26 protein-coding genes and 1 pseudogene are annotated in these 21,727 nt (G+C 56.9%); 12 read left to right on the top strand and 15 right to left on the bottom strand.

All coding sequences use genetic code 11. From position 1 onward, the window contains the following. Window positions 1-122: 122 nt before the first annotated feature. Window positions 123-587: a hypothetical protein gene (locus ACZ6WW_RS17655; protein WP_465275347.1), complete on the bottom strand. Its 465-nt coding sequence runs from the start codon at window positions 585-587 to the stop codon at window positions 123-125. Between the two features lie 234 nt (window positions 588-821). Beyond that, entirely contained in the window at window positions 822-1,664 is an 843-nt protein-coding gene (locus tag ACZ6WW_RS17650; RefSeq protein ID WP_465275346.1) for a restriction endonuclease, read from the bottom strand. A 424-nt stretch (window positions 1,665-2,088) separates the two neighbouring features. Here ACZ6WW_RS17650 and ACZ6WW_RS17645 point away from each other — a divergent pair, with 424 nt between their 5' ends. Together ACZ6WW_RS17645 and ACZ6WW_RS17640 are read left to right on the top strand one after the other, a co-directional pair. Further along, window positions 2,089-3,633: a hypothetical protein gene (locus tag ACZ6WW_RS17645; RefSeq protein WP_465275345.1), complete on the top strand. Its 1,545-nt coding sequence runs from the start codon at window positions 2,089-2,091 to the stop codon at window positions 3,631-3,633. Window positions 3,634-3,702: 69 nt separating this feature from the next. Beyond that, window positions 3,703-5,244 carry a HEAT repeat domain-containing protein gene (locus tag ACZ6WW_RS17640; protein ID WP_465275344.1) on the top strand — a complete coding sequence of 514 codons (1,542 nt, stop codon included), beginning with the start codon at window positions 3,703-3,705 and terminating at the stop codon, window positions 5,242-5,244. Between the two features lie 93 nt (window positions 5,245-5,337). Here ACZ6WW_RS17640 and ACZ6WW_RS17635 read toward each other — a convergent pair whose 3' ends face one another. The 3 genes from ACZ6WW_RS17635 to ACZ6WW_RS17625 form a co-directional block, all read right to left on the bottom strand. Continuing rightward, window positions 5,338-5,637, bottom strand: a complete 300-nt coding sequence (locus ACZ6WW_RS17635; RefSeq protein ID WP_465275343.1) for a DUF5076 domain-containing protein — start codon at window positions 5,635-5,637, stop codon at window positions 5,338-5,340. Window positions 5,638-5,703: 66 nt separating this feature from the next. Next, entirely contained in the window at window positions 5,704-6,855 is a 1,152-nt protein-coding gene (locus tag ACZ6WW_RS17630; protein WP_465275342.1) for a M50 family metallopeptidase, read from the bottom strand. Window positions 6,856-6,910: 55 nt separating this feature from the next. Continuing rightward, the gene (locus ACZ6WW_RS17625) at window positions 6,911-8,413 is read right to left on the bottom strand and encodes a hypothetical protein (RefSeq protein ID WP_465275341.1); all 1,503 of its coding nucleotides are present in this window, start codon (window positions 8,411-8,413) and stop codon (window positions 6,911-6,913) included. Between the two features lie 261 nt (window positions 8,414-8,674). On the opposite strand from ACZ6WW_RS17625, the gene ACZ6WW_RS17620 reads away from it, so the two are divergent. The 7 genes from ACZ6WW_RS17620 to ACZ6WW_RS17590 all read left to right on the top strand — a co-directional run bounded on the left by ACZ6WW_RS17620 (window position 8,675) and on the right by ACZ6WW_RS17590 (window position 13,966). Next, a complete protein-coding gene (locus ACZ6WW_RS17620) occupies window positions 8,675-9,235 on the top strand; it encodes an HD domain-containing protein (RefSeq protein ID WP_465275340.1) in 561 nt (186 codons plus the stop codon). 327 nt (window positions 9,236-9,562) lie between these two features. Continuing rightward, window positions 9,563-10,012, top strand: a complete 450-nt coding sequence (locus ACZ6WW_RS17615; protein WP_465275339.1) for an energy transducer TonB — start codon at window positions 9,563-9,565, stop codon at window positions 10,010-10,012. Window positions 10,013-10,116: 104 nt separating this feature from the next. After that, window positions 10,117-10,617, top strand: a complete 501-nt coding sequence (locus ACZ6WW_RS17610; RefSeq protein ID WP_465275338.1) for a hypothetical protein — start codon at window positions 10,117-10,119, stop codon at window positions 10,615-10,617. After that, entirely contained in the window at window positions 10,614-10,904 is a 291-nt protein-coding gene (locus tag ACZ6WW_RS17605; RefSeq protein WP_465275337.1) for a hypothetical protein, read from the top strand. Before ACZ6WW_RS17610 ends, ACZ6WW_RS17605 begins: the two co-directional genes overlap by 4 nt. Continuing rightward, on the top strand, window positions 10,882-11,586 hold the full coding sequence (locus tag ACZ6WW_RS17600) for an immunity protein TriTu family protein (protein WP_465275336.1): 705 nt from the start codon (window positions 10,882-10,884) through the stop codon (window positions 11,584-11,586). Before ACZ6WW_RS17605 ends, ACZ6WW_RS17600 begins: the two co-directional genes overlap by 23 nt. A 299-nt stretch (window positions 11,587-11,885) precedes the next feature. Further along, window positions 11,886-12,956, top strand: coding sequence for a fatty acid desaturase family protein (locus ACZ6WW_RS17595; RefSeq protein WP_465275335.1), 1,071 nt, complete (start codon window positions 11,886-11,888; stop codon window positions 12,954-12,956). A gap of 422 nt (window positions 12,957-13,378) precedes the next feature. Then, on the top strand, window positions 13,379-13,966 hold the full coding sequence (locus tag ACZ6WW_RS17590; protein WP_465275334.1) for a hypothetical protein: 588 nt from the start codon (window positions 13,379-13,381) through the stop codon (window positions 13,964-13,966). Between the two features lie 63 nt (window positions 13,967-14,029). Here ACZ6WW_RS17590 and ACZ6WW_RS17585 read toward each other — a convergent pair whose 3' ends face one another. The 5 genes and pseudogenes from ACZ6WW_RS17585 to ACZ6WW_RS17565 form a co-directional block, all read right to left on the bottom strand. Beyond that, complete coding sequence (locus ACZ6WW_RS17585) at window positions 14,030-14,239, bottom strand: hypothetical protein (RefSeq protein WP_465275333.1); 210 nt, start codon at window positions 14,237-14,239, stop codon at window positions 14,030-14,032. A 2-nt stretch (window positions 14,240-14,241) separates the two neighbouring features. Continuing rightward, entirely contained in the window at window positions 14,242-14,589 is a 348-nt protein-coding gene (locus tag ACZ6WW_RS17580; RefSeq protein WP_465275332.1) for a RebB family R body protein, read from the bottom strand. A 4-nt stretch (window positions 14,590-14,593) separates the two neighbouring features. After that, complete coding sequence (locus tag ACZ6WW_RS17575; RefSeq protein WP_465275331.1) at window positions 14,594-14,833, bottom strand: RebB family R body protein; 240 nt, start codon at window positions 14,831-14,833, stop codon at window positions 14,594-14,596. Window positions 14,834-14,860: 27 nt separating this feature from the next. Beyond that, window positions 14,861-15,079: pseudogene (locus ACZ6WW_RS17570) on the bottom strand (RebB family R body protein); the annotation flags it as partial. Between the two features lie 205 nt (window positions 15,080-15,284). After that, a complete protein-coding gene (locus ACZ6WW_RS17565; protein ID WP_465275330.1) occupies window positions 15,285-16,205 on the bottom strand; it encodes an alpha/beta fold hydrolase in 921 nt (306 codons plus the stop codon). A gap of 95 nt (window positions 16,206-16,300) precedes the next feature. Between ACZ6WW_RS17565 and ACZ6WW_RS17560 the strand changes: the two genes are divergently transcribed. Then, the gene (locus ACZ6WW_RS17560) at window positions 16,301-16,759 is read left to right on the top strand and encodes a winged helix-turn-helix transcriptional regulator (RefSeq protein ID WP_465275329.1); all 459 of its coding nucleotides are present in this window, start codon (window positions 16,301-16,303) and stop codon (window positions 16,757-16,759) included. A gap of 21 nt (window positions 16,760-16,780) precedes the next feature. Here the strand turns inward: ACZ6WW_RS17560 and ACZ6WW_RS17555 are convergent, their stop codons facing one another. From ACZ6WW_RS17555 to ACZ6WW_RS17540, 4 genes are all read right to left on the bottom strand, one after another. After that, complete coding sequence (locus ACZ6WW_RS17555) at window positions 16,781-17,260, bottom strand: DUF2059 domain-containing protein (protein ID WP_465275328.1); 480 nt, start codon at window positions 17,258-17,260, stop codon at window positions 16,781-16,783. 122 nt (window positions 17,261-17,382) lie between these two features. After that, a complete protein-coding gene (locus ACZ6WW_RS17550; RefSeq protein WP_465275327.1) occupies window positions 17,383-17,658 on the bottom strand; it encodes a hypothetical protein in 276 nt (91 codons plus the stop codon). A 95-nt stretch (window positions 17,659-17,753) separates the two neighbouring features. Then, window positions 17,754-18,596, bottom strand: coding sequence for a class I SAM-dependent methyltransferase (locus tag ACZ6WW_RS17545; protein WP_465275326.1), 843 nt, complete (start codon window positions 18,594-18,596; stop codon window positions 17,754-17,756). 121 nt (window positions 18,597-18,717) lie between these two features. Continuing rightward, on the bottom strand, window positions 18,718-19,266 hold the full coding sequence (locus ACZ6WW_RS17540) for a peroxiredoxin (RefSeq protein WP_465275325.1): 549 nt from the start codon (window positions 19,264-19,266) through the stop codon (window positions 18,718-18,720). Window positions 19,267-19,422: 156 nt separating this feature from the next. Between ACZ6WW_RS17540 and ACZ6WW_RS17535 the strand changes: the two genes are divergently transcribed. Continuing rightward, complete coding sequence (locus tag ACZ6WW_RS17535; RefSeq protein WP_465275324.1) at window positions 19,423-19,770, top strand: PadR family transcriptional regulator; 348 nt, start codon at window positions 19,423-19,425, stop codon at window positions 19,768-19,770. Next, the gene (locus ACZ6WW_RS17530) at window positions 19,760-20,680 is read left to right on the top strand and encodes a hypothetical protein (RefSeq protein WP_465275323.1); all 921 of its coding nucleotides are present in this window, start codon (window positions 19,760-19,762) and stop codon (window positions 20,678-20,680) included. Before ACZ6WW_RS17535 ends, ACZ6WW_RS17530 begins: the two co-directional genes overlap by 11 nt. Here the strand turns inward: ACZ6WW_RS17530 and ACZ6WW_RS17525 are convergent. Further along, the gene (locus tag ACZ6WW_RS17525) at window positions 20,651-21,619 is read right to left on the bottom strand and encodes a VirK/YbjX family protein (RefSeq protein WP_465275322.1); all 969 of its coding nucleotides are present in this window, start codon (window positions 21,617-21,619) and stop codon (window positions 20,651-20,653) included. The two genes, ACZ6WW_RS17530 and ACZ6WW_RS17525, sit on opposite strands and share 30 nt — an antisense overlap. Window positions 21,620-21,727 lie beyond the last annotated feature (108 nt).

The raw sequence follows: 21,727 nt of genomic DNA, 5'->3' as shown, positions 1-21,727 counted from the left end.
GAACTCGGCTGAGAATCGCTGGCGCTTTTCCATCGAACACCTCCGTGCGAGGATTGTCCTCGCTTTTAGGTGTCCGAGAAATCAGGGGTGATCCAGGTTACTTTTTCAGGTGCAGCCGGGAATTAGTCATAGCTCCTGAAGCGGCTCAAGAGCAGGTTACAGGTGTTCTTGGCGTTATATATGATGGCTACCGGCTCTCCCTTTGACTGCTTGATAGAAAACGACTTCATTTCATAGCTTGGTCCGCCATCTGCGCCTGGCACTGGCATGCTTCTCGGCTGACTGCCGATTGCTTTGGAAAGGAGCGTTTCGTCAGGGCAAGAGCCAGGCCTGAAAACAATGGTGAGCGAGGTCAAGAACCTGCCGTGCCCGTCCAGCGTCCATCGAATCACGACCCTTTCGATGCCCATCGATGATTTCCGCGGTATGTAATATCCAAAGAAATCCGGGCGGTCGATGCTTGAATACGGACCTGTCCAGATAATCTTGTCGTGAAGCTCGGGAAGTTTCAGTATGCGGGCCACTGACTCTATGTTGATCTCAGCATCCCTTTGCGCCAGTGTGGTGACGGCAGTTGCGACATCCATTGGGGAGTCATGAGTTACGGAGACTGCATCCGCCGCCTGGACGTATCCGACGGTCGATAGCGAAACTAACCAGGGTGCGATCAGGCAGCGAATTCGCATTGTTCTTTCTTTTCCCTTAGGTGAACAAGTTGCTCATCGACGCCATGAATGTAAGCACTTTTGTGGTCTGATCGGTTGCATCCATCGTTCTTTGCGGATAACCGCGCCGGAGTGCCTGAGCACCACATCGGAACGTTAGGCATCAGATACATAAGAATGGTCACTTGGCCCAGAGATTTCCATGGATCTCATACCACGGCACCTGGGGTATCCTGAGCATCCCCAGAAGAATTCATGTGTTTTGCGATTCTCTCGTCGAATCATGGCTAGGCTGCATTTGGGGCAGAGTGGTGCGGTGTCAGTTTGACTAGAGAGGGTTGGTTGCGTCGGGCTAGATCCTCTTTGTACCGAGCGCACCATCAGAAGTAGCGCCTCCCCATGAACCAACTCGATCGGCTTACCCGCCGCAAACCGCGCGGCGTCATTGGTATAGCTACCCAGCGCCACAATCTTGACCTCATCGGCCCCATGGTGCGCTAGCAAGCCATACATCTCCCGCACCACGTTGACGGTTACTTGCCGCGTCCGCCACTGCTTGCATTGTACGAGCGTCCTCCTACCATCCTTTTTGAGGACAAGATCGATCCCACCATCTTTGCCACCAAGGCCAGTCTCTTCGACGGAGTAACCTTGGCGTCGAAAGGCCTCGCCAATCAACAGCTCGAATTCTTTCCAGTTGAGTGCGCGAATGCTATCCAGCCCGCTCTGCGTTTCAAGCAACAGTCGCCGCTGCCGCCGACCAAGATAGGACGCTACAGCACAGATCCAGCACGCGCCGAGAGCCAGCCAGGCGAATGGTGCATAGGCCCCGTCGGATGCCGCCTTACCCATGGCGGCGAGCACCGGGCCACCTTGCGAGCTGAAGTACCAGCCAATGCCATAGCGGATCGCCACGAAGGCGAACAAGCCCAGGATAATGCCTACCTGCCAGGGCATCGATGCAATGGCCTCAAACCCACCCTTATTCCGTTTTCCCATAACTCCCCCAGAGTTTGGTCCGGCGAATATAAGCTTGCCTGATCTATTTTGTCACTGATTTTGGGAGCGAGGCAGAGGTTACCCCAATGGGTGCCAAGCTGATTATGAGTCGTTTAACTTACGGCTTTCCAAATCGCTTCAAATCCTTCCAGGAATCTGCCATCGTTTCAGCTTTCAGAGCAAGGGCGTGGCCGTGCACAGGATGATCCATCGTTTGCTTTCCTTACTCCTTGCGATGGCTACGTTAACCGTGGCCATATATTCAGGCGGCGCCGCAGCGACTACCGTAAGCCCCGTCCCGGTAAGCATGCCCAATTTGTGCAATAGCGTTGCCTATCACGAGATACCGGGAAATCCCAACTTTTTTGTGGGTCGGCGATTGATTAATACGACGTCCGATCCTTGCTCTGGAACGAGCTGGACGTTGTCGCTGTTTCAGATGAACTGGTCGTCGAATGCGATCACTTACGTACGCGATATCTTGGCCGTCCCAGCCGCGCTGCCCAGTCAGAATGGAGTAGTGCGATCCGCCTACGATCCTTCCATCATCGCTTACGGTGGCGAGTTATGGATTGCCTTTGAATGTACCGGCACCGGCGCACAGTTCGGTAACACCGCCTCGTCGTGTATCGCACCGTTGTCGAGCACTGACTATAGCGTCACGACATCTCGGATGGCGGTGGTGGTTTCGGGCGTATCGCAGACGTCCAGTGCAGACGGTTATTCAGCCAGCGTGCCGAAGCTCCTTCTATTTCAGGGTGTGCCTTACCTCTACTGGTCGGTAAGTCACTTTTCGCGCGGCGCCGATGGTTCGTTGTTAACGGATACCACGACGCGCGGGGCGCAGTTGGTACAGGAAACGGCTGCTTCAAAGCGACTGTGGGTCAATGGTTCTGTTGGCGTGGCGGTACAATCGGTTGATAGCCAACTCAGTAGCCAGGTGTTGGGAATCGACCCTTCGAATCCACTGCTAAATAACGTTGCGGATTCTTTTGATGTCCAGGTCGTCGGCAGTCGAATCCTTCTGCTTGCAGGTGTCGGAGGAAAGGGGTGTCTGACATCCGCAGAGCCTGCCTATGGTTGTTACCGTCTGGAGGTACGCTCCTCGACAACGCCACTTGGCAACAACGTTTTCAATACGAGCATACTTTCAAATCCCACATTGCCGTTCAATCCCAATCAGTACAGCAAGATGGTTGTCGATCCCTCCGGCAACACATTCATCATGGGCTACTTCGGGCCGACCAACACTACCGGATCGCCAGCGCCAAGCAGCACGATTCCTGTCGGTATGGCGCGCTTCGCGATCGATGCCAGTACTTTTCAGTTTGCTAGTACTGACCCGGCGCCAACACCGTTCCCGACCTATACGACGACGATACTCCCACCGACGTTTACCATGCTGCAGCAATTCGTTTCGACCTGCAGCAGCGCCAATCCGCGGCCGAGTCCAGGAAACATAGATTGTCTTGCAGCGGTCGGTCGCTATTGCTCCAGCCAAGGGTATGGAGCCGGTGGAGTGTTGGAGGAATATGACTCGGTGGGGACTTCCGTGGCTTGTGTGACTAGCGGCGGTCCAGGGCAATTCCAGGTGGACATTGGAACCCTCAGCGGCTATCAGTCCGCTTGTACCGCGAGCAATCTCGTAAGCGGCCCTTGTCAGAGTGCCATAGGAAGTTTCTGCCGGGCGCAGGGATATCCGGATGACGGATTCGGACCACTCGAAGCGGCCGGATCCAACCTCATTGTTACCTGCCTTGGAAACCAGACCTCGGCTATTGTCGGGACCACCTTCACCGCGCTCGCGCAACAGAATACCTGCTCGTCTTCTGACACGGTATCCGGCTCTTGCTTCTCCGCTGCCAGTCGTTACTGCCAGCAAGCGGGGTACCTTACTGGATACGGCATCATTGATTACAACCAGAACAATGCGTTGGTTGGGTGCTTCAAGATTAATGTGCCGCACTAGTAGGGGGCGTGTGCGTTGGGCATTCGTGCACGATAAGCTCGCGCCAGTTCTCTCGCTTTAGGGGCAGGCATGGACTGGATGAATTGGCTAAAAAACTTATCTGGCGCACTGGAGGCGCCGGAGCAGCCGAATGTGCCATCGCACTATCAGCGCATGCTGGCCTGCAGTCTCGCGGATTTGCGCCTGATCGAAAGTGACGCACCCTCGTCTGAGCTGGGTTTGGTCTTGCTTCGGATTCGTCCCGCAAAGTTGCTCGATATCGATGAGCGCATCCGATTGTGGTCCCATTGGGCGTTCAAGGACTGGCCCGGTGACGGTCGTGACCTGGTGGATATCGCCAGTGCCGGGACGGGTATCCAACAATCGTTGCTGTTCTTTCAGGCGGGGCATCGCGATGGTCGCGTGAGGGAACGTAGCCTGGGGCTGCTCGCGGATTTTCCGGGCGCGCTTTCTCTGGCTGCCGCGCTTATCCGTTGCAATGACTGGTCCCCAGTGGTTCGCCACCGCGCCGAGGAGATGGTGCAACGCCTGTTGGTTGTCTGCGATGTGGAGAGCGTCCGCCACATGCTTCCTTTGGCGAAGCGAATCGCACAAGGCGGTCGCGTTTCGGGGCAATGGCTTGCCGATGTGCTGCATGCTTGGCTGAAGAAACATCCTTATGTGGTTTTCGACATGTTGGATAACCCGGACCGGACTACTCGGGCTTGGGGTTATGAGCTTCTGGCATCCATCGATACGGCGAGATTCGCCGAGTTACTAGGCAAGGCAGTACTCGACCCGGACCCTCGCATTGCGCTTTGGGCCATGCGGCAGGCGCAGGTGAATCTCTCTTCCGAGAGATATCGAGAGGCCTTGTTGCGCGCCATAAAAGCCAGGCACCCCATCGTCAGACAACATGCCTGGCGAGCCTATGGCGGCGTTGAGCCGTCCATTTCGCGAGATTTTCTGCAGCACGGACTAATGGACGGCTCCCGTGGTGTTCGCACGTTCACTGCCTACTTGTTACGGCAGCATTTTGCGGAGGATGCAGCAGCGCATTGGCGCGCGCATATCGACCATGGTGTGACGAGGACAAGGCTGGGTGCGCTGGTGTCCTTGCTCGACGTAGCCGGCGAGGATGATCGAAGTCGTTTTGCCGGCTTATTGTTTTCTGCATCGCCAAGAGTGCGTGCGCTGGCGCTGCGAGGCTACCTAAAGGCGAAGGGTGTTGTGTCCGATAGTGAGCTTGTCTCGCTATTGAACGACGAGCACAAGAGCGTGCGGCTTGAACTGTCGAGCAGCGTCAAACGAGGCGAGATAGGTCTGACTGTGCCACGAGTAACCGGGTTGCTTGGGTACGGTACGTTGAGCACGCATGGGCTACAGTTTCTCAGGCAGCTAATCCGGGCATTAAATAAATGGGATGAGCTGGAGTTGATTCTGACGTTAGAGCCGGATTCGCCCGAGACCATTGCCTGGTGGGAGGAGATCAGGGACGATTGGCTCAATACGAATAGCTATTCGCCATTGGGAGCTGAACGGCGAAAGCGCTTGCTGGACTTGATCGCGTCATGTGCGCGACTGTCGGACGGCAAGAAAATGGAATTCCTGGCCGCATTTGCCCACGCGTAAACGGGACGGGGGTAGCCAAGTCAGCACTTGGGTATAGATGCTTCAAGGGCTACGGTTTTCGACCCATAAAAAAGGTCGAACTTCACTCGGACTCTACACCGTGCCCCCGGTGACCTCGGAGGTAGGTGTCTCCCATTCCGCTTCGAGCAGCGCTTTGATTCGGGCAAGAACGGCATTTCTGTCCATGCTGCGTTCCAGCGCATAGAAATTCGCCACGTGCCTCGCCAAGTCCACCAACATGATTCCCCACGTGCCTGGATCGTCCCAGGCTTCGGCTGAGATGGAGACATGTTGTTCGCCATCAGCAGCCCATGCCCGTACAAGTTCGACAGCATCGCGGCTCTTTTTTGCCGCGGGTGGAATGGGAAGTTCTTTTGCTTTGCGTTCAAACATGGATGTTTTGATCTCCGTGAGTCGTCCGTGGGAGCGCCAATAGCGCTGTATTGTTCTTTCTCGTCACTATGCCTGCGGCTCGTTGACAGGGGCGGGCGATAGCGTTTCATCTCGTTCCTCCGAGTGGTGCCCTGGGGCGAATGCGGATACATATCCGCGCATCAGGGCTTCGCTGGACCAGACCGCTTTGTCGATGGAGTTCTCTGCCTTGCGCTGCGAGATCTTCAATAATTCAGCGCAGCGTAGCGAATCGCCAAGCAATGTGGCGACCAATGCGTCGCAGCGGGGTTGCATCCACGGCAGCATGGATGCGAGCTTGGCAGGCAGAGCGTGTTTCGCCAGCTCCCTACCATCCCGGGTAAGCATGGCCTGTGAGAAAGCGAACTCTATCCGCAGTAGAGCCACCATGTCGGAGAGCGCTGCCTTCTGCGTAGGGACAAGCGCTTGCTCCAGGGCGTCGAGCTCGGTATGCCGCGAGTCGGCGCTCGCCCAATCGCCACGATTCTGATCGGCCTTCAATCGGTACCACAGGGCGACTAGCTGTATGGGCGCGGGTTGCTGCTCCAGCAGGCTGATTTCGCTTTCGGGCAACTGATCTGCTGTTTGACCGGAGATGGAGCGCGATATCAATCGCGCATGTACATGGCCAGGTGTGTTTTCGTCGATGCCCTGAAGCAATCGGATCAGGGTCAGGCCGTCGGAGGGCAGGGGGCCCTGGTAAGGGACCAGGTTAATCAGTGCAGTACCCAGGTTTGAGGCGGTGAAGGACAGCATCAGAAAAGCCGCGTGCTGCGGCAACAGCAGCCATCCGCATGCTCCACATAACATTGCCATCGCGAGATTCCCTGCTGGCCCGCCCATGGTCAGGCTGATCATTTGTGGGCGCGCGGGGCTGCCGAGTGATGGGAACGCTTGTACAAATCCGCCTACATGGCGATAAGGAATTCGCGCCAGCCGAATCCGCCAGCCCCGCCGTTGCGCGTGAAATTCCAGCCCGGAAATATTCACTCGCCACACCGTCATGCCGTAGAGTCGAGCACCAGCTACATGCCCCAGCTCATGTACGATCAGGGTTAACCATAAAAACAGCCACATAAACAAAACCGCGGCCAGCTGTGAACGTTCACCAAGGCAGCCGAGATAGAACGTTGTCATTACCGTCATTACCGACAATGTGCCGCGGCCTATGCCGGCCAGTCTGTTGATCCAGGGTCTCATGGTGTGCCTTTTCAATCCTTGATGCTGGGCGGAACCGGGTTGGCAATCCAGCCTCTCAACTGGCCAGATGAAACGACTCGATGCGTCCCACTTCATTTACCGCCTCGCGCACCTTCGACCGCTTGATCACATTCTTCCGATGCTTCTGGACATCTCGATAGAACGGCGAAGCCGGTGTATCGAGGTAATCCTGCATTTCGACAAGGGCATCGTTGCGCCATTTCGGGTTGCGCAGACGTTCAATCAGCAGATCGGCAGCGGCGTCTTCGTCACCCACCATCAGCAAGGCATCCTGCCATGTGGCAATGGCTTCGTTGCGGTTGTTGCGCAGATAGGTCATGTGTTCGGCAATGCCCGCTTCGTCTTTTTGCTGTACCGCAATCTTCAGCATGACCTTCTCCAACTGCATGCGGCCGAAGGCACTGGGCTCTCCCAGCCTTTTCAGCGCATCCATGGCGTCTTGGGGGCGAAGGAGATTGGCGTCGAGGTTGGCGAGGTTCAACACCTGGCTGACATTGACGTGGCCGTCCTCGGAGAGCTGGGCCGCGCTGGCGAGTTGGGCGGCGGCTTCGTCCCAGCGCCCCAGACCTTCCAGCGCTGCGCTGCGCCGATTGAGCATCCAGGTATAGAAACCGTCGTAATCCGAATACAGCTCCGGACCTTTGTCGCCGGCGACCTTGGCCGCAGTGTCGTCGGTGATGGCGATGACACGCTGGTATTGCAGCTTGTCATTCAACAGATCTTGCAGGTGTACCAGCGGGGCCAGCTTGTCGGGTTGTTCCTTGGAAACCGTTTCAGCCTGTTGGATTTCCGCTGCTGCCATGCGGTCGATGTCGAAAGCGTCCTTGTTCGCCTGAACCACCACATCGAAACGTTTATCGATGCGCATCGCTACGGCCATGCGTGCCGAATGGATACTCTTGGCCACGATGGTCGCCTTGGCGATGGCGCCCTTTTCGATAAGCAGGCGTGTCAACTCGAACCAATAAGTGTCGCCGTATCCGTTCTGGTCGGACCAGTGAGCATCGAATAAGGCTTCGAGCAGTACGAGTTCCTCATTGGAGGCGTCGGCGATATCGAGTTCGTGCTTTATGGCATAAAGCATGTGATCGCTAACGCTGCCAAGCTCGTTTGGCCATTGCCTGGCTATCGTCGCAACGCAACGGGCGGCATCACGATAGTCACGCATCCGGAATGCGGCATCCAGACGGACCTGCCACGCAGGCAGCATCGGCAACGGGACATCGGTGGCCTTGACCAGAAATTCGTGAGCGGCCTTGTAATCGCCGCGATCGTAGTCGACGGCGCCGCTAAGAAACAGGGCAGCCTGCTGTTCGTTTGGAGGCAGCTTGGCGAATGCGGGCGACTGCAGGGCTTCCTGCAACAGCGCCATGGAGGCAACCGAGTCGCCGCTTTGTTCCAGCTTGACCGCTTCGGCCAGCTTGGCGTGGATGGCCGCCATACTGTCGGTTGCGACCGGAGCCGATGGTTTGGATACCGACGCCAGCGCCAAGCCCGGCAGGGCAATGAGCGCGATGAAAAGCCATGTCTTGCGCATGTCCGTCTCCCCCTGGAGTACAGCAGCTAGGGTGCATGGTTTTGCAGTGGCGGGAAAGAGGGTCGTAACGCGAACAGGTGGCCGGCGCGCCTTCCCGGCGAACAGGGCACGGCCATGTGCAGGGGCATAGACAGGAAGGTTCGGTCGTCTAGCTGTCTGTGCCTTATCCGCAACCCAGGGGCGATCAACTATGGGCTTTCGCTCCGCCGACAAGCGACGTCTTCGTCGTCCGGCGAGCCGGGTTAACTGTGGAGCAAGCTGATGGCGCAAGGCGAACATGTAGACAAGCTGTTAGGTCTGTTATCGGAACAAGGTAAAGCGGCCTATTTTGGCGAACCTGTTTCCGTACTCGAACACTGTTTGCAGTGTGCCTATTTCGCCGAGCAATCCCATGCCACCCCGGCAACGGTGGCCGCGGCGCTGCTGCACGACATCGGGCACATGCTGCACGGGTTGCCCGAAGACATCGCACAACACGGCGTCGACGGTGGCCACGAAGAACTGGCTGCCGGCTATTTGTCCCGCTGGTTCGGCGAGGATGTCACTGAAACGGTACGCCTGCACGTTGCCGCCAAGCGCTATCTCTGCTCGACGGATCCTGGTTACACCGCGCGGTTATCGCCAGCGTCCATCGAAAGCCTGCTTATTCAGGGCGGTCCCATGGAGCCTGATGAAGTGGCGACATTCGAGGCTTTGCCGAATGCGAAGACGGCAGTAAGGCTGCGCCGTTGGGATGACGAAGCCAAGATTCCGCAGTTGCAGGTGCCAGGGTTGGAGCACTACCGCGCGGTTCTCTTGCAGGTATCGAAGCCGATGGGGTGATGTGCCCGATGGGCTTGGCGCGAGCTGATCTCAGAGCCAATCAGCGTAGGTTGCCGGAAAGCATCAAGCGCGGCCGTACAGGTTTGGGTGTCATCAAGATCTCCGAATGTCCTATCCCATGGCTGGCGCGGCGTTGCGACCTTCCGGGCCCAGTGATATAGCCGGCTTCTGTCGAGGGGCGTTGATGCCATCACTTACGCTGGCGCATGGGGTGAAAAGGAATTCTGTTGCGCAAGATATTGCGAATGCTGATAATTCTGGACGTTCCAGGGTCGCATTGCTGCATTTTCCTCGCGATTCGGGCCTGCATCTTATGGGGGAGGGCGCATGGTCAGAGCAATGGGGCAGGTCGTTCGCCTGTGTTTGTTGATGGCGTTTTTGATGCTCGGATCTACAGGCGTGCATGCCCAGCCAACCTCCGATGCTCGCGCGAGGGCAGATAGGTGTGGCTATAAAAGCTACGAGAAAGTGATTGAGTCAACTCGCTTGTTGGTTTTGAACGAGTCGAGATTTCGCGTTCCCGCTGGATTTTTAGGGCCCAACAGGACATACGGCTGTGTGCTGCTTGCCTTTGATATCGATCGGGATGGAGAGGCGAGAAATATAGAGGTTGTCAAATATTCGTCTACGAGAATCTTGGTAGAGAGCGCAAAGAGATCGCTGAGTAAGTATCGATTCGAACGTGATGACATATCACCTCAGAAAAAGGTTATTTTTTTCGAGATAGATGCCTATCGGAGCCTTCTTGCATCGCCTGAAATTAACAAGTCGGATTAGAAGATCCGGTTTTCCTTTTTTGCCATTGTCGTGCAAAAAAATGCCAGGCACGGAGGCCTTTGCAGCTGTTATGGTGCGTAGGTTAATCGCGAGTGGTGAGTGTAATGATTAAGAAATTAATTTTTTTGACGGTGCTATTTTTTATTTTCGCAGGAAGCGGGGGTCCCGTTTTTGCGGGCGGCGTGGGTGATGAGATTGGATGCAACTTTCCTGATGCTGTTTTTAATTATTCGTATCTTGATTCTTTAACGAATTCATTTTTGCCTGGCGATGCGGATTTCATTAGTCAATCAAGTGATGGAATGAGTTCTGGAAAAACTCAGATATTTCTATGGTACGTTTATAGAAATAAAAGAGTTGCGCCGGGTTTTTTTAAAAAAATAAAGATGCCTTCGCTATTGGCAAGGAAGGATGACGCTATCAACTCTATATTATGGTTGATGATGAAGCGCGGCGGCTATTTTTCGGGCGCGAACCCAAGGGGGGGGAGTCATATGAATCTTCTCTTTCTTCATGGTGGGAGGGTTATAGGACGGTCCATCCTCGCGAAGAGCTCAAGCTGGAGTTGTATTCAGGTAAGAGCGAGCTACCCCAGAAAGCGATGAGCAATGACGTATATGGCACGGAAGATGTAGACCTTGCACTCAGGCAAGGGATGATCGAAGAATCCTCGGGCAGGAGGATGGATGCACTTTTTCACTACTTAAGAGTGGCCGGTTATGGATATCAAATTGGATTGACCGGGGTCGCACTGTTGCTCCCCCAGCTTGGTGGCGACAAGTGCGTCAGTCGCAGCGCTTACTACGTACTACTGTCTGGTTCCATTGCACCAGTCAACTGGGTTGGTCATGAGGTAAAGAACCAGAACTATGCGTTGGAGAAGCAAAAATAAGTGGTTTCTGGGCGCGACGGTCCTCTTCACGAGGATCGTTGTCAAGATAAAAAATGGCGGAGTTAATGGGCGGATTACTGGGATGGTAAAAAGGCCTAAATTGATCGATCTTCCTGATGAAAAATCGGTGCATCGATATATCCGTAACTTGCATCTTCGTTACGTTTTTTTTCTGAGCTTGCTTTTATCGTTAGTAGCCTGGTGGGAGCGGGGATTTTGGCGTGCGATTATAGGAGGTGTGTCGCTTTACGGATTCTTGGCGCTAATGGTGTTTCTTGCTGACTGGTCCGACGCCGCCAAGCGAAAAAGAAAGACGGAACGTTGCCACGGCAACGAGGATCTGGCGTATGGCGAACAAGATGTCACGCGCTGGGAAAATTCCATGCTTGAGCTATTTATAGACTGGTCTAAAGGATTGGCTGAGAAAAATGAAATGGATGGGACGACTATCGAGGTTACTCGAAGTGAGCCATCGGGCAATCCTTCCGTTCGACTAGATGTGGATACGCCAACAGTGATTGCTCGAATCACCGTTTGGGAAACGGGTGCTTATGACGCGGAGGTCATTGATTCGAGGAGCGGAAAGGTCCTGTTTCTCCGCGGAGGCGCTCTGGAAGGAGCGATGTTTGATAGAGAATTCGAAGAATTTCTTAGTGTTGTTGGTTTGCCCATCGTTCGCTGAGTTTCCTTGGGAGCACAGTGATTTTGATCTTGCGTGCTTGCATGGGCTCACGAAAGCGCGAAAGTGACGACCTTTTCCCTTGTCCAGATTTAGGTGTCATGGCAGGCGAGGACCATGGAACGACCCATTCCCGCCACGATCCAGAGCCTTGAGAGGCTACATCTCGGCGCTAATCCCTCCAATGCTGCCACAACACGCTCTTACCCTCATATCAACTACCATGCGTTCACATCCTCTGAGCGCACGCCATGTCCCCTGAGTCATCCCGTCGAACGGCCGACGCCGTTCGACACCCGTCCGTGGACGCCCCCGCGGACCGGCTGAAGTTCAGCGGCGACAACGCTTTCCATCGTGAGCTGAGGCGGCGGGTGGATGATTATTTCGGCCAAAGCGAGCACAAGCAGCGCGACAGCGGGCGGATGTACCTGAAGACGGCGGTCATCCTTGTTGCTTTCGTCGTCTCGTACGTGTCGCTCGTGTTCTTTGCGACGACGTGGTGGCAGGGGCTGCTGCTCAGTGTTGCGCTAGGTATCACCATGGCCCAGATCGGCTTCAATATTCAGCACGATGCCGGCCACCAGGCGTATTCGGAGCGGCGCTCGGTCAACAAGTGGCTGGCGCGCACGCTCGATCTGGTGGGTGGCAGTTCGTATATCTGGCATTGGAAGCACGCACACTTCCACCATACCTACGTCAACATCGACGACTACGACAGCGATATCAACCTGGGGGCGCTGGCGCGGTTTTCGCCGGGGCAGAAGCGTCACTGGCATCATCGCTGGCAGCATATCTATCTGTGGGTGCTCTACGGCTTCACCGCGGTGAGCTGGCATCTGCATGACGATTTCCGTGATATCGCCACCGCCACCATCGGCAAGCGCCCGATGCCGCGGCCGCGGGGCAAGGAGCTTGCGGTTTTCGTGATCGGCAAAGTGGTTTTCTTCGGCCTTGCCTTTGCGTTGCCGCTGGTCTTTCATTCGATTGGCGCGGTGTTGTTGTATTACACGGTTACCGCGATGGTCGCGGGCTTGCTGCTCGCGCTGGTGTTTCAGCTGGCTCATGTGGTGGAAGAAGCCTCGTTTCCGGTCGCTAATGAAGCCGGGCGTATGGACAAGCCCTGGGCGATCCATCAGCTAGAGACGACGGTCAATTTTTCGCGCGATAGCCGGCTGATTACTTGGCTGGTCGGTGGTTTGAACTTTCAGATCGAGCACCATCTGTTTCCGCGCGTTTGCCATGTTCACTATCCGGCGATTTCGCGGGTGGTCGAGACGACCTGTCTTGAATACGGTGTGCCGTATCGGGCCAATCTCTCGTTTGGTGCGGGTATCGCGTCGCACTATCGGTGGTTGCGGCGCATGGGGCGGTAGGGCGTTTGCGCTGAGAAGGTCGGCTGTTTGAGGGGCGGCCTCAGCTGTAACCCATGCTTGCATCACGGCTTGTTGCGACTGAAACGGGGAGTCAAAAGACCTTCCCATTCGTCATCCCGGCGAAGGCCGGAGGCGCATTTCAACAGCGAAGCTGGTCATTCATTCCTCAGTTGTCGCTTGTCAGGGGGCCTGTGGCAGGCATCTGCGCTGAGGGATGGGTCTCGGCCTTCGCCGGGACGACGGTGAAAACTGAGGTTATTCGAGGTTCCCTTCAGCCGTGGCTATTTGAAGCACGGCAAAGAGATTATCGAGTGCGGCGCGCTCATAGTGGTCATATAGATGAGCGAAAAGTGGTCATTCTCACGAGCCAGTCGCCAGGTATAGCGTAGCCCTCGAATGCCAAAGACCATCGAGGGTCACCCATGAAAGCGATAGCAACGCTGCTTGTTTTATCCCTATCGATTCTTGCATCGACCATGGCCACGACATGGGCCGGGCAGGCGAGTGGTCAGCCCTCTGCTGCAACACTTGCCGATGGGCAGCATGATTTCGACTTCAATATCGGCGTCTGGCATACGCATATCCGGCGTCTGAAAAGCCCGTTATCCGGAGCTTCCGACTGGATGGAGCTCAACGGTACCGTCACCGTGCGCAAGGTCTGGAACGGCAAGGCCCAGCTCGAGGAAATCGAAGCCGACGGTGCTGGCGTGCATTTCGAAGGGACGACGCTGTTCTTGTATGACCCCGCGGGCCATCAGTGGCGACAGTATTTCGCCAGCAGCGACGAGGGTGTGCTGGAAACGCCCAGCGTGGGCGAATTCAAGAATGGCCGCGGGGAATTCTATGACCAGGAGTCGTATCAGGGCCGCGCCATTCTGGTGCGTGGCATCTGGTCGAATATCACGCCGAACGCACATCGTTACGAGCAGGCCTTTTCCCAGGATGGCGGGAAAACCTGGGAAACCAACTTCGTTGCCGATCTGACGCGGATCAAACCGGCAGGGGCTTGATCACGAATGCGCTGGGCGGCGTCACTGCGTCCGCCGCCCAGTCTTATACCTTGCGGGAACTCATCAAGCGTCTGGCTTCTTTGTCGCCTGCTGCGCCAGTTGCATGGCTTTCGCCACACCGCTGACCGCTTGCGCTACCGCATCTTCGGCGGCTTGCATGGCGTCTTCGGTGCTCTTGTATCCGGCGGTGATCGCGGCAAGCACGGCGGCATGCGTGCTCGCGATCTGGGCGGCAACATCGTTGGGTTGCGACTCGGTATCTTCGTTTGCCATCGTCATTTCCCTTCTTGCGATTTGCCGGCGGGACCGTTCTTTGCCAGTGCGCTCAGGCGCTCGAGGGTTTGCGCGATATCGTCGGAATTAAGCGCCTCACTGGCAAAGCGCAATGCTTCCTGCGGATTCGAATCGAGAATCGATCGAGCGGCAGCGGTAGTCACGGCGTTGCGCAGGATGTAGAGCTGCTGTTGTTGTGCAACGGCATTCTGCATCGCCAGGCCGATGGCCTGTGCCATGACCTGGTCCGCCATGGCGCGCGCCAGTGCTTCGGACGAGCCAAGCACCGTTTCATTGACCTGGGACACCGCATCGGTGATCTGGCTGTTGACTTCGGTTTCGTCTGCCATGGCGTTACTCCTTCGGTAGCGGTTCACCGAAGAGCGAGTTGACGCAACGCGTCACGACGGCCTGCGCGATGCTGTTCGCATTCTGCTGGTTGGCCGCGGCGTTCTCCATCGCGATGCCGAGGGAGTGGGCCGCGGTCTGGTAGACCGAACCCAACGCCATGGCGGGGGCTTCCCCTAGTACCTTGACGTTTGTTTGCGAGACCGAATCGGTGATCTGGTCGTTGACTGCAGTCGGAAATGCCATGGACGTATCCCCTTATTTGCCGGCTGAGCTGAAAAGCGATTCAACGCAACGCGTCGTCACCGCCTGCGCGATCTGATTGGTCAATTGCTGGTTGCTTACCGCGTTTTCCAGCGCGATGCCGATCGAATGGGCGGCGGTCTGGTAAATCGATCCCATCGCCATGGCCGGCGCTTCAGCGAGCACCTTTACATTGGACTGGGTGACGGCGTCGGTAATCTGCGAGTTAACTGATGTAGGAAATGCCATTGTTCAAACCCCCTGTTTGAAAAAAGCCGATCGAAAGTCGCGCAACACTACGCCTATGCAAGTGTCCGTTGCAAGGGATTTGCTAAGGCAAGTAATCACGGAGATAGATTACTTGCCCATTTTCCACTAAATCAATGCGTTGAATTAAAGTGGACGATTATTGACAGAGCGATTGCCAAATAAAGTCTCGTCTTGGCACCTGGCTTCAGGTTTGCCGCATGAACGCTGTTACATGAGCGGCGATCGTATTGGGCGCATCCTCCAGGCAGTAGTGCCCAACGCCAGCCAGCTTGTGGATGGGCGCTTGAGGAAACAGCTCGCTGAACAGGGGCAAGAAGTGCTCGGCATGCAGAGTGCGATCGGCCAGCCCCCAGATTGAAAGCGCGGGCCTGGACTGGATTGTTCGCTTTGCGCCTGCATCAGGCGTTTCGAAACGGTGCGCGTTTATCGCAAAACCATCGGCCCAGCCGATAACACCTGCGCTGTCGGACGGGTCCATGAAATGCGCTCCGTAGGCACGCAACCAGGTGTCGCTGATCAACGCATGATTTTCGAAGCCGTTGAGCTTCAGCGTGCTGAGAATATTGAAACCGAGCTCGCCCAGTACGGTTTTCAGACGGTCTTGCGATTGCGCTTTCATGATCCATTGAAACCAGGGGGATACCTGGGCATTTGCCGTCAGGCGCTCGACGAGGCTGGCTTGTCCGAAGGGTGTGGGGCCGTTGGCAGCGATGATTCTGCCAATCCGATCTGGATGCCGTGCCGCCAGCCCCATGCCGACCGGGCCGCCGAAATCATGCATGACCAGGGTGATGTCACGCAGATCCAGCGCAAGCACAAAGCGTTCGAGGTTATCGACATGGTCCTGGAGCCAATAGGTACGGTCTTGCGGTGTTGCGCTTTTTCCAAAGCCCATATGGTCGGGCACCAGCACGCGACAGGTTTCATGCAATGCCGCAACCAGATGCCGGAAGAGATAGCCCCATGTGGGTTCGCCATGCAAGCAAAGCACTACTTGCCCGTCACGTGGCCCTTCATCGATGTAATGCATCCGAAAGCCTGGAGACTCGGTGAATTTCGCGGAATAGGGAAAGCTGCCGTTGAATGTTTCGTCGGGCTGGATCATCGATGGGGCGCCTTGAAGGTTTTGGTTTTAAATTGAAACCATTTGCTTTGTAGCATCGATGGTTTTATCTTGCAACCTGCAGAAGCGAGGCAGCGATGGTCAAGCGAACCACCCACAACGAATCTTTATGCGGCGTAGCGCGGCCGCTCGATGCCATAGGCGATGGTTGGTCGCTATTGATCGTGCGTGATGCGTTCGACGGCATGCGCCGATTTGGAGAGTTTCAGCGGAGTCTTGGGCTTGCCAAGAATATTCTGGCGGCGCGCCTGCGCCACCTCGTGGCTTACGACATCATGGAGACGGTGCCCGCGTCCGATGGCAGTGCCTATCAGGAATACATCTTGACGGAGAAGGGGCGAGCACTGTTTCCGTTGTTGGTAACGCTCAGGCAATGGGGCGAAGATTTTTTCTTCGAGCCCGGCGAGGCGCACGTGGTCCTGACCGATGCCAAAGGGCGACCTGTTCCGAAGCTTTTGCCACGCTCACAAGATGGGCATGTGTTGGCTTCGGAAGACACCGTCGTACGATTGCCTTCCAAGCGTCGATCAAAATAGAGGGTTGGAGCTAGCTGCCGATCAACGCCCGCCGCTAGCCGCATAGGCGCGGATGGACTCAGATGCACGATGCTGGAATTCCGGCGAGGCAAGTATGGATTTCATGCGTCCCGGCACGTCTTTGTGCGCGGGATACAGTTCGTTGAAGGCGATTTGTTGCGCCGATGTCAGCGGTCGCCGATCCGTGATCGCTTGTGATGCGCCGGATGCGTAGTAGTCTGCAAGCGCGCGGGTTTCCTCCAACGTGAACTTGTTTCGAAGCGCCGAGGCCATGACTTTGGCCACTTCGTCGCCGCTCATGTGCGATGTCTTTTCGCCAAGCGGATCGAACGCGTCATCGAGCCTGGCTCGGGCGGCATTTGCCTTGAATGCTTCGGTGAGATGCGTGGCGGCAAAGAAGCGCTCGAGATTGGCGTCTTTTTCTGCCGTGATATCGCCGGCCTTGGCGGCCAGTGAGAGTGCCAGTCCCGCTGTCAGGATAAGAATCCAGTGGACACGCATACTCGTCTCCTTGGCCTGGGTTTATGGTGGGTACTGTAGCGCTATTGCCCCAAAAGGCAGAGAGGGGTGATGGCGTGAGTCTGGCATGCCAACTTTCTAGGGCCGCCCATGGCAAGTTACGCTCATTGGCGTGAATAATTGCGCCAATCGAAGGGTAATTCTTTCAGGCCAATATCGGGCATTCGTTCCAGCGCCCGTTGTGCCAGCCCCAGCCAAGAACCTTCGATCTGAGCGCCGGTCAAGGGCGGCAAACGCCAAACCTCGTAGTGGTCGATGTAGTCATCGATATCTTCATCGAAGCGAGAGTCGAATAGATACAGTTGCTCGCCGCGGCTTGCCAGGATCATGCGGGGAACGTCATAAAACCCGCGATAAATGATTCCAGACCATTCGGCCATACGTTCCTCCGTCATCTACGGCTTGCCGTTGAGCTTATCCAATCACGAGATCCGCTATCGGTTGGCCTTGGATATACGGCAGACCCATCCGAAGTTCAGCGCCGCGTTGCCAACACGCCATCTAACGCTAATTGCGCCTTGAAACCGGCCTTCTCCAGACGCTTCTCCACTTCGCGTGGTACATCGCGAGCACTGGTGAGTTTGTTCGGGCTGCCGGTGTAATGAAACAGGCGGCCGCCACGGCGCAGGACGCGCGCGAGTTGATCGTAGAACGCCTGGGAATAAAGCTCGCCGGCGATGCCGAAGCGCGGTGGGTCGTGCAGCAGCGCGTCGACTGAGCCGTCGGCGATGTGCATGATCGTTTGCGATACGTCGCCATGCTCAAGCTGCAGGCGACCGCCGCTGGCAGGCGCATCGGGATCCGGCGACCACGGATTGAGCGTGCGCAACCACAGCACATCCGGGTTCTTTTCGAACGAGTGGATGCGCTCTACGCCAGCCTCCAGGCAGCAGGCGGCGAAGTAGCCAAGGCCGCCGCAGGTATCGAGGACTATCTTGCCCTTCGGCTCGACCAGCGCCACCTTTCGGCGTGCATCATCGAACGGCGATTCCTTCGCGGTGGGCAGCATTTTGATGCCGTCGATCTCGAACGTGGGCGCGCCCCACTCGGTAGGAACCATCTTGATCAGCGAGCCGGAAAAGCGCGACACCGGCGCAAAATCCTCGCCGTCCCAGTAATAGATCGTGCGATCTTTCAGCTTGCCGGGAAAAGGGTAGGGCTGGCCTTTCCAGTGCCACGCATCCGTTTGCAATGCCGCACTGTCGTTCGAGCGCCCAAGGTCCAGCGACCCGGTCCATTCCACCGCGCCAGCATCGCGTGCAGCCAGCAGTGCGTCGGCATCGGGACGCGTGAGAAGAGGGCCGGAATAATGCGACACGACGAGGTGATCTCCTGGGGCGAAAGCGGGGTGTACCGATCGCCATTCTCACAGGGAGACCCTTGAGGGGAAAGAGCGACCTCGACAACCATGCAGGTGTCGAGGTCGTCGTTCGGCCGGATTACTTCTTCTCGATCGCCTTTACCGCGTCGAGCGTCTCCTGAACATGCTTGGTGGGGCTCAGGTTGGAATAGACGTGGGTGATTTTGCCCGACGGATCGATCACATAGGAGGTGCGGTCCGACCAGCCTGGCTTCATCTGCAAGGTGGAGTCGTATTCCTTGGCGATCTTCGCGCCTTCATCGGCGGCGACCGGGAACTTGCCGCTGCAATGCTCGGTTTCCTTCGAGAAGTCCGCCAGTTCACTGGTATTGCCGGCGGTGACGCCGATCACCGTCGTATGCAGGGCCTTGAACTGATCGATGGCCTGGGAGAACAGGTGGGCTTCGACATTGCAGCCGGAGGTATGCGCGGCGGGGAAGAAATAGACCACCACCGGGCCTTCCTTCAACGCGTCGGCGAGCTTGAACGTAAAGGCTTTGCCAGCGAGAAAGGCCGGTGCCGAGAAGTCGGGCGCCTGCGTGCCTTCCTTCAGTGCGGCGAACGCCGGTGCGGCCAGGGTGGCGGTACCGACCAGGGCGAGCGCGGCGAGCTTGATGAGTGACTTCATGACAGTGATTCCTCGGGTGGTTGGGAGGTCAACTGAGTCTATACGTCTGATGCCGGGTTTGGTTCAGCGCGTACGTCAAGCTTGGCTCGAAAGAATTTGAGGCGGTTCGTCGATGGGCTATTGACGACCTATGTGCCACACAGTACTGTGTGGCGCATGGCTGAGAATGACACCCCGACTCTTGCGCTTGAGCTGCGCCGTGGCGTGATCGTGCTGGCGACGCTGTCGCAGCTGCGCACGCCTCGCTACGGATATGAGCTGCGGCAGGCGCTTGCCGAGGGAGGCATGCCTATCGAAGAAGGGACGCTGTACCCCTTGCTGCGTCGTCTGGAGACACAAGAAGTCCTGACCAGCGAATGGCGCACGAACGAAGGCGCACCACGGCGCTACTACGTGCTGAGCACGGAAGGCAGGCGTCTTTTCAAGCGGCTGACCGAGACCTGGTATGGCCTGAACGAAGCGATGGATCGGTTGCTCACCAATGGAGGATCCGATGGACGTTGATACCTTGATCGATGCCTATGTCCAGGACGTTGCTCAGTTGTTGCCGCGCAAGCAGCGCAACGATGTCGCTCTTGAACTGCGCGAACTGCTGCGCGAAGACCTGCAGTCCAGGGCCGAAGCCCAAGGGCGTGCGCTGGACGCGGATATCGCGCTGGAAGGCTTGAGAGCGTTTGGCGCGCCCAAAGAAGTGGCCGCTCGTTATTTCGAGCCGAGAACCATCATTGCGCCGACGGAGACACGCAGGTTTCTGTTTGCCGCGATCATCGGCATCGCGGTGTTGATTGCGCTGAGTCCGCTTGGCAATCCGCCGCCGCAGTCGGGTGATCTGGGCGAAGCGATCTTTATATGGCTGGGCGTGCTGGTGACGTATTTCGGTTTGCAGGGCATCGTTCAGCGGCGCAAACGCACGGCGCCATCGTGGGTGCCACGTGGGCGCGACAGCGTGAATCGGCTTGTTCCTATCTCGTTTATTGTGCTGATCATTGTCGGCATCGTGGCGTATGGCGCGCCGGGTTGGCTTTTCTCGCAGATCACCCGTGGGGGAACGCTTTCCGCAACGCTCGATTACGATCCGGCCTTCTATGCGTCGCGCCTGCCTGTGCTGTTTGCCCTGTGGCTATGCCAGGCCGTGTTGTGTGCGGTGCTTGCAGTCCGCGGGCGGTGGAATCCATGGCTGCGACGCGTCGATTTTGGCCTGGGAGTAGCGGTTATCGCGGTCCTCATCTGGTTTGTCGCCGCAGGCGATATATTCAAATCGCCGGCACTCAACAAGGCCGCTCCCAACCTGATCAGCGCGATTGTGTTGTTCCTGCTTATCGATCTCGGGGTCAAGCTCTACCGTGGGTTGGGCAATCTTCCTTCCGGGGGCGGGCGCCACTCTTTATCCGGCAAGCGCCCTGTCGGACACTAGTTTCTCGTCGGGCTGGATATTCGCGCCCAACAGCTTGCCCAATGCCTGCTCGATCTCGGGATAACCGCGGCGGAACAGCGCTTCCGAAAGTGTGGTGCATACCGATTGCCGCAACGCCTCGCGACGACGAAATGCCGAACGGTTCTTGCTCTCCACGGCTGATTCGAGTCGTATCGGTTCACGCTCGGGCAGCAGATAGAAACCTCGGTCGTCGAGGCTGCCGCCGTTCTCCTGCCAGAAGTCGTCATACGGCGCCACGAAGCCTTGCCGTCCCTGCAGGGGATGGGTTTTGCCACTGACGCCGAGTATGCGTGCATGCATCCCCTGGGCGATGACATAGATGATCGACAGCAACAGGTTCTTGGGGCGCAAGCCGTGGCTTTCGCGAGTGAAGTCGCGCACCACATCGCGATTGCCTTCACCACGCGCGCCTTGCAGGCAGCCAACGATCAACGTGCGGCCTCGATCGGTCAGGCTCATGGAAGCGTGGCTGATATCGCGACCGGATGCCGTATCGACCAGGGCCACGCGCAGCTCGCCTTCGCATTCCACGCCGCTGCACGCGGATATTCTCAAGTGAAACTGTCGTCCTTGCCGTAGCTCGAAGGGACCGCAAAGCAGGCCGTTGCCGATATAGATCTCGGCATAAGCATCGGGATGCAGATGACGCAATGCGGCCAGGTAATGATTTCGCAGAACCCTCAGGCGTTGCGGCGTATCCAGGCCCTGACACAGGTAGGGGTGCTGGTAGCGCTCCTGCACGCGCGGATGGCGGCGAACCGTTGCACGAAGCAACGGGTGCGACTGCAGGAACGCAAGCCAATCCCGATGCTGACGCCAATGCGATGCACTGCGGATCAGATATTTCAAGCCACTGAACGTGTCTTGCCAGTCATGCCGTTCGCGGAACGATCGCGCGAAATAACCCAACGAATCCATGCAGCCCCCTGCGGAAAGGTGAGCACGGTATCGCAAGTTCTTGTAGTGAGACTTGCGATTTTTTGCGGCTGTCGGGTTGGGCGATAAATATTACGTCGCCGTCAGTTT

Source organism: Dyella sp. NPDC103356 (assembly GCF_055584465.1).
Note: the sequence above shows the minus strand (reverse complement) of the source record. Positions and strands in the feature narration are given on the sequence as shown.

Coding starts and splice junctions, on each gene's coding strand:
- ACZ6WW_RS17655 (WP_465275347.1), bottom strand. CDS start 587: ATGGATGTCGCAACTGCCGTCACCACACTGGCGCAAAGGGATGCTGAG.
- ACZ6WW_RS17650 (WP_465275346.1), bottom strand. CDS start 1,664: ATGGGAAAACGGAATAAGGGTGGGTTTGAGGCCATTGCATCGATGCCC.
- ACZ6WW_RS17640 (WP_465275344.1), top strand. CDS start 3,703: ATGGACTGGATGAATTGGCTAAAAAACTTATCTGGCGCACTGGAGGCG.
- ACZ6WW_RS17635 (WP_465275343.1), bottom strand. CDS start 5,637: ATGTTTGAACGCAAAGCAAAAGAACTTCCCATTCCACCCGCGGCAAAA.
- ACZ6WW_RS17630 (WP_465275342.1), bottom strand. CDS start 6,855: ATGAGACCCTGGATCAACAGACTGGCCGGCATAGGCCGCGGCACATTG.
- ACZ6WW_RS17625 (WP_465275341.1), bottom strand. CDS start 8,413: ATGCGCAAGACATGGCTTTTCATCGCGCTCATTGCCCTGCCGGGCTTG.
- ACZ6WW_RS17620 (WP_465275340.1), top strand. CDS start 8,675: ATGGCGCAAGGCGAACATGTAGACAAGCTGTTAGGTCTGTTATCGGAA.
- ACZ6WW_RS17615 (WP_465275339.1), top strand. CDS start 9,563: ATGGTCAGAGCAATGGGGCAGGTCGTTCGCCTGTGTTTGTTGATGGCG.
- ACZ6WW_RS17610 (WP_465275338.1), top strand. CDS start 10,117: ATGATTAAGAAATTAATTTTTTTGACGGTGCTATTTTTTATTTTCGCA.
- ACZ6WW_RS17605 (WP_465275337.1), top strand. CDS start 10,614: ATGAGCAATGACGTATATGGCACGGAAGATGTAGACCTTGCACTCAGG.
- ACZ6WW_RS17600 (WP_465275336.1), top strand. CDS start 10,882: ATGCGTTGGAGAAGCAAAAATAAGTGGTTTCTGGGCGCGACGGTCCTC.
- ACZ6WW_RS17590 (WP_465275334.1), top strand. CDS start 13,379: ATGAAAGCGATAGCAACGCTGCTTGTTTTATCCCTATCGATTCTTGCA.
- ACZ6WW_RS17585 (WP_465275333.1), bottom strand. CDS start 14,239: ATGGCAAACGAAGATACCGAGTCGCAACCCAACGATGTTGCCGCCCAG.
- ACZ6WW_RS17580 (WP_465275332.1), bottom strand. CDS start 14,589: ATGGCAGACGAAACCGAAGTCAACAGCCAGATCACCGATGCGGTGTCC.
- ACZ6WW_RS17575 (WP_465275331.1), bottom strand. CDS start 14,833: ATGGCATTTCCGACTGCAGTCAACGACCAGATCACCGATTCGGTCTCG.
- ACZ6WW_RS17565 (WP_465275330.1), bottom strand. CDS start 16,205: ATGATCCAGCCCGACGAAACATTCAACGGCAGCTTTCCCTATTCCGCG.
- ACZ6WW_RS17560 (WP_465275329.1), top strand. CDS start 16,301: ATGGTCAAGCGAACCACCCACAACGAATCTTTATGCGGCGTAGCGCGG.
- ACZ6WW_RS17555 (WP_465275328.1), bottom strand. CDS start 17,260: ATGCGTGTCCACTGGATTCTTATCCTGACAGCGGGACTGGCACTCTCA.
- ACZ6WW_RS17550 (WP_465275327.1), bottom strand. CDS start 17,658: ATGGCCGAATGGTCTGGAATCATTTATCGCGGGTTTTATGACGTTCCC.
- ACZ6WW_RS17540 (WP_465275325.1), bottom strand. CDS start 19,266: ATGAAGTCACTCATCAAGCTCGCCGCGCTCGCCCTGGTCGGTACCGCC.
- ACZ6WW_RS17535 (WP_465275324.1), top strand. CDS start 19,423: ATGGCTGAGAATGACACCCCGACTCTTGCGCTTGAGCTGCGCCGTGGC.
- ACZ6WW_RS17530 (WP_465275323.1), top strand. CDS start 19,760: ATGGACGTTGATACCTTGATCGATGCCTATGTCCAGGACGTTGCTCAG.
- ACZ6WW_RS17525 (WP_465275322.1), bottom strand. CDS start 21,619: ATGGATTCGTTGGGTTATTTCGCGCGATCGTTCCGCGAACGGCATGAC.